Source organism: Aquabacterium sp. UBA2148 (assembly GCF_002328915.1).
In the GTDB taxonomy this organism is placed as follows: Bacteria; Pseudomonadota; Gammaproteobacteria; order Burkholderiales; family Burkholderiaceae_C; genus Aquabacterium; species Aquabacterium parvum.
This window is the reverse complement of record NZ_DCXA01000139.1, coordinates 1,521-6,925: the sequence shown is the minus strand read 5'-3', so window position 1 is coordinate 6,925 and position 5,405 is coordinate 1,521. Positions and strand designations below refer to the sequence as shown.

The window sequence follows — 5,405 nt, the reverse complement described above, 5'->3', positions numbered from 1 at the left end:
GCCCAACGAGCTGATCGCCCGCCCCGGCGATCACTCCTACACCGAGCGCGTGGGCGCGGCGGCGATTGCCGACAACCCGGACATGGTGCGCCAGCGCACCCGCGAGCAACTGGCCCTGGGCGCTTCGCAGATCAAGCTGATGGCCGGCGGGGGCGTGTCGTCCCACTACGACCCGCTCGACGTCACCCAGTACACCGTGGCCGAGCTGCGCGCCGCAGTCGAGGCGGCCGAGAACTGGGGCACCTACGTGACGGTGCACGCCTACACGCCGCGTGCCGTGCGCCAGGCCATCGAGGCCGGCGTGAAGTGCATCGATCATGGCCAGTTGCTCGACGAGTCCACCGTCAAACTGATGGCCGACAAGGGCATCTGGTGGAGCCTGCAGCCCTTTGTCGATGACGGCCACTCGCCCCAACCGCATCAAGCAACTGGAGATGTACGGGGGCACCGACAAGGCCTACGCGCTGGCGAAAAAGCACAAGGTGAAGCTGGCCTGGGGCACCGACCTGCTGTTCAGCGCGACGAACGCCCGCCAGCAGGCCGCCAAGCTGGTGATGATGCAACGCTGGTTCACGCCGGCGCAGGTGCTGCGCATGGCCACGGCCGACAACGCGGCACTGCTGGCGCTTTCCGGCGCACGCTCGCCGTACCCGGGGCAGCTCGGTGTGGTCAAAGAGGGGGCCCTGGCCGACCTGCTGCTTGTCGATGGCGATCCGCTGAACAACCTGGGCCTGCTGGCCGATCCGGACAAGAACCTGCTGCTCATCGTCAAGGATGGGCGCATCCACAAGCGCAGCCTGTGAGCGCGGTCCTCAAAGCAAAACGCCCCCGCGTGAGGCGGGGGCGTTGAACAGGTGGACAGCGAGCCGGATCAGTTGAAGCTGAAGTGCTCGTTGTTCATCTGCATGACCGAGCTGGTCGACGACAGCATGGTCTTCTTGTGGCCGTCGGCGCGGGGCAGCAGGCGCTCGAAGTAGAACTCGGCGGTCTGCAGCTTGGCGGTGTAGAACTCCTTGGAGTCCTTGCCGCCCTTGGCCAGCTTCTCGTTGGCGGCAATCGCCTGCTTGAGCCAGAAGTGGCCCATCATCACGTAGCCCGAGTACATCAGGAAGTCGTTGCAGGCGGCCGAAACCACGTCGCGGTCCTTGTTGGCGCGCAGCATGATCTGCAGCGTCAGCCACTTCCATTGCAGGGCGCGCTTGAAGCAGGCGCGGGCCATCTTGCCGACGGGGCCGCCGTCCAGCAGGTGCGGCTTGGCCTGGGCGATCATCTCGTTGGTGAAGCTGAAGATGCACTTGCCGCGCGATTGCAGCAGGGTCTTGCGGCCCAGCAGGTCGAGCGCCTGGATGCCGGTGGTGCCTTCGTACAGGGTCGAGATGCGCGCGTCACGGGCGATCTGCTCCATGCCGTGCTCCTTGATGTAGCCGTGGCCACCGAAGACCTGCATGCCGATGTTGGCGCACTCCAGGCCCAGCTCGGTGATGAAGCCCTTGAGGATCGGGGTGTAGAAGCCCAGGCGGTCGTCGTACTCTTCGTACTTGGCCTTGTTGCCCTCGGCCACACCGGCGACCATGTGGTCGGCCAGCTTGGCGGCGTGGTAGATCATGGCGCGGGCGCCTTCGGCAACGGCCTTTTGCGTCAGCAGCATGCGGCGCACGTCGGCGTGCCAGATCAGGGCGTCGTTGGGATGTTCGGCGTCCTTCTTGCCGGAGACGGCGCGCATGGAGCGACGCTCCTTGGCATAGGGCAGGGCGCCCTGGTAGGACAGCTCGGCGTGGGCCAGGCCTTGCACGGCGGTGCCGATGCGGGCGGTGTTCATGAAGGTGAACATGGCTTCGAGGCCCTTGTTGGGCTCGGCGATCATGTAGCCGATCGCGTCGTCGAAGTTCATCACGCAGGTGGCCGAGGCGCGGATGCCCATCTTGTGCTCCAGGGCACCAGCGCGCACGGTGTTGCGCGCACCCAGGCTGCCGTCCTTGTTGACCAGGAACTTGGGCACGATGAACAGCGAGATGCCACGGGTGCCCTTGGGGGCGTCGGGCAGGCGGGCCAGCACGATGTGGATGATGTTCTCGGCCAGGTCGTGTTCACCCGAGGAGATGAAGATCTTGGTGCCGGTGAGCTTGTAGGTGCCGTCGCCCACGGGCTCGGCCTTGGTCTTGACCTGGCCCAGGTCGGTGCCGCACTGGGGTTCGGTCAGGCACATGGTGCCGGTCCATTCGCCGCTGACCAGCGGGGGCATGTAGGTGTTCTTCTGCTCGGTCGAGCCGAACTGGAAGACGGTGTTCATGCAGCCCAGCGACAGGCCGGGGTACATGGTGAACGACCAGTTGGCCGTGCCCATCATCTCGGCCTTGAGCAGGTTCAGCGACATGGGCAGTTCCTGGCCGCCGTACTCCTTGGGGTGCGACAGGCCTTGCCAGCCACCGGCCACGTACTCGGCATAGGCTTCCTTGAAGCCCTTGGGCGTGGTGACTTCGCCGTCCTGGATGGTGCAGCCTTCCAGGTCACCGGGCAGGTTCAGGGGCGCCAGGACTTCTTCGCAGAAGGTTGCGCAGCCTTCGAGGATGGCGTCGACCATGTCGGGCGAGGCCTCATCGCCGCCGGGCAGGCCCTTGTAGTGGCCTTCGTAGTCGAAGACTTCGTTGAGCAGGAAGCGCACGTCGCGCAAAGGGGCCTTGTACTGCGGCATATGTCACCTCGGTGTGGTCTGGGCAGGCGGCTCGTGGCCACTGCGGTCATGGATGGGAATTCGAACGATCGTTCATTTCAAACGTTCGTTTGAGACAGGCGGGTTTATCCCCCAAGCCACCGAGCCTGTGTCAAGGATCTCCGTGGGGGTGGCGCGGTTTTCGCCCTTTGCGGGGGGCGTGCTCCCGTGAACAAGGGGTGTGTCGCGCTTCGTTCCCGCTTCGCGAAACGGGTTCTGCCTGGCAAAAAGAGGCGCTTTCCCAGGGCACGCGCGCTGGGGCGGGGCGGGGTTAGCCCGTTCGTGTTGCGCACTCTCCCCATGGTGGCGAGCCGCATGGCCTCAACAGAATGCGCCACCCGCAGATTAACGTTGACCGTTCGATGTGCGTCAGTTTTGCGGGCCCATTCCTCAATCTGGAGAGAGACATGCAAACTGTTCCACGCTTTGTTCTTCGCGCCTTGCCCCTGGCGGCATTGGCCTGTGCCTTGGGCACGGCTTCGGCCGCCCCGGTGGAAGGCCCTGCCGACATGCGCTTTTATGACGCACCTGCGGCCCTGTCCGGCCAACATGGCGACCTGATTTCCTACCGCGGCACCTCGGTCAGCCTTGGCAACGGGGCGCCTGACAACAAGGCCTGGAACGTGATGTACCAGTCCACCGACTCGCGCGGCGCTGCCAACGTGGTCACCGGCACGGTCATCGTGCCGACCACGCCCTGGACCGGTGGCGGTGAGCGCCCTGTGGTGTCCTACGCCGTGGGCACCCACGGCCTGGCCCAGCGCTGCGCCCCGTCGCTGCAGCTCAGCCAGGGCAAGGACTATGAGTCCGCCAACATCTCGGCCGCATTGAAGGCCGGCTACGCCGTGCTGGTGTCCGACTACCAGGGCTACACCAACGGTGCCACCCCGACCTACCTGGCCGGTGCTTCGCAAGGCAACGCCGTGCTCGACATCGTGCGCGCCGCCACGCAAGTGCCGCTCAGCGGCATCACCAGCTCGGCCAAAGTCGCCATCTGGGGTTACTCGCAAGGTGGCCAGAGCGCTGCCTGGGCCGCCCAGCGCCAGGCTGCCTACGCGCCCGGTGTGAAGCTCACCGCCGTGGCCGCTGGTGGCGTGCCTGCCGACTTCCCCACCACCGCTCGCTACCTCGACGGCAGCACCGGTGCCTCCTTCCTGCTCGGCGGCGTGGTGGGCCTGGCTCAGCAGTACCCCGAAGCCATCCCCCTGAGCACCCTGGCCAACGCCGACGGCCTGTCCACCATCGCGCGCGGCAAGCAGCAGTGCGTGTTCGAGTCGCTGTTCGACCTGCAGAACGACAAGCTCTCGCAGTACACGGTGGGCAACCAGTCGCTCGACCAGTTGCTGGCCGCCAAGCCCGAGATCAACACGGTGGTGCAGGCTCAGAACCTGGGCGCCGACAAGGTCAGCGTGCCGCTGTACCAGTATCACGGCAAGGCCGACGAGTTCATCCCGCTGGCCCAGACCGTGGCGCTCAAGAAGAAGTACTGCGGCAAGTTCTCCAACGTCACGTTCGATACCTACCCGAGTGAGCACATCGCCACGCAGTTCCAGGCCGCTCCGTACGTGCTGAGCTGGCTGGCCGATCGCTTCGCCGGCAAGACCACGCTGGGCACCTGCCTGACGCTCAACGCCGAGCCGAAGTCGACCGCCTACCCGCCGGGTGGCAACCTGGTGGTGGGCCTGGACAAGTGGCCGCTGACCGCGTCCGTGGGCCTCAAGACCCTGGGTCAGACCGTCAACCTGCCCAAGGAGTCCACCTTCACGGCCGAAGCCGACGTGACGCAGCCGCGCCTGTCGGGCACCCTGAACGTGCCCAACTTCAAGCAGACCATCAAGATCATCGGCCTGCCCATCTCGGTGGGCCTGCAGATCACGCCGGTCGGCAGCGCCACGGGCACGGTCAACCTCGACACCGAGGGTCAGCTCAAGATCCGTGGCAACGCACAGGCCAACATCACCATCACCTCGGTGCTGGGCATCCCGTTTGGCGAGTGCAAGACCGAGAAGCCGGTGGACTTCCCGCTGGTCTTCGACGGCCCCGTTTCGTCGCTCGGCAATGGTGGCCTGACCTTCCAGGGCACGACCACCTTCCCGACGATCAAGGGCTGCATGATCTCGGCCATCCTGTCGGCGATGATGTCCGGCAGCGGTCAGACCTACAGCTTCACGGTCGCACCGCCCGCACCCGTGCGTTATTGACGCGAAGGCGACAAACCCCATGCCGGCCATTCGGTTGAATTCGGGTTTGTCGCAGAGCCCGTGGCCTTGCTCGGCGTGCACAGTGGCGCATGCCTCGGGCGGGGTCCGGGCTCAGGAGCTTCCCATGTCTCAAACCATCTCCACCGTGAGGCGCTCGGCGCCTGGGCGGATGAAGTGGCGCCTCGCCGGTGGCGCGGTGGTGGCCTTGCTGATTGGCGCCCTGTGGCGCGCCGAAGATGTCCCGCCCACGCCCAGCCACCCTGCGGTGGCCCTGACGGGTTCGGCCCCCGTCACCTTTGCCCCGCCGTCAGCGGGCACCAGCGATGGCTCGACCGACCTGGCCGCCCTGAAGGCGGAGCTCGACACGGCCGCGATGGCCATCGACCAGGCGCGTGACCTGGCGCCCGAAGGCCCCGTGCGCACGCGCCCCGACTACGTGTCCCCCATGGAGTGGATGGTGCTGCAAGGCGTGGCCAACCAGCACGCCAACGCCG

General features: G+C 66.2%; 4 protein-coding genes and 1 pseudogene. 4 read left to right on the top strand and 1 reads right to left on the bottom strand.

The annotated features are described in order from the left end of the window. Window positions 1–82: 82 nt before the first annotated feature. Both B2W70_RS07595 and B2W70_RS07590 read left to right on the top strand, forming a co-directional pair. Window positions 83–319: pseudogene (locus tag B2W70_RS07595) on the top strand (amidohydrolase family protein); the annotation flags it as partial. A gap of 76 nt (window positions 320–395) precedes the next feature. Continuing rightward, window positions 396–803, top strand: a complete 408-nt coding sequence (locus B2W70_RS07590) for an amidohydrolase family protein (protein ID WP_268760983.1) — start codon at window positions 396–398, stop codon at window positions 801–803. 68 nt (window positions 804–871) lie between these two features. Here B2W70_RS07590 and B2W70_RS07585 read toward each other — a convergent pair whose 3' ends face one another. Further along, a complete protein-coding gene (locus tag B2W70_RS07585) occupies window positions 872–2,692 on the bottom strand; it encodes an acyl-CoA dehydrogenase C-terminal domain-containing protein (protein ID WP_286744421.1) in 1,821 nt (606 codons plus the stop codon). A gap of 425 nt (window positions 2,693–3,117) precedes the next feature. Here B2W70_RS07585 and B2W70_RS07580 point away from each other — a divergent pair, with 425 nt between their 5' ends. Continuing rightward, window positions 3,118–4,911, top strand: coding sequence for a lipase family protein (locus B2W70_RS07580; RefSeq protein WP_286744418.1), 1,794 nt, complete (start codon window positions 3,118–3,120; stop codon window positions 4,909–4,911). A 124-nt stretch (window positions 4,912–5,035) separates the two neighbouring features. Then, window positions 5,036–5,405: hypothetical protein (locus B2W70_RS07575; RefSeq protein WP_286744417.1), on the top strand; the 370-nt coding region annotated here is incomplete at its 3' end.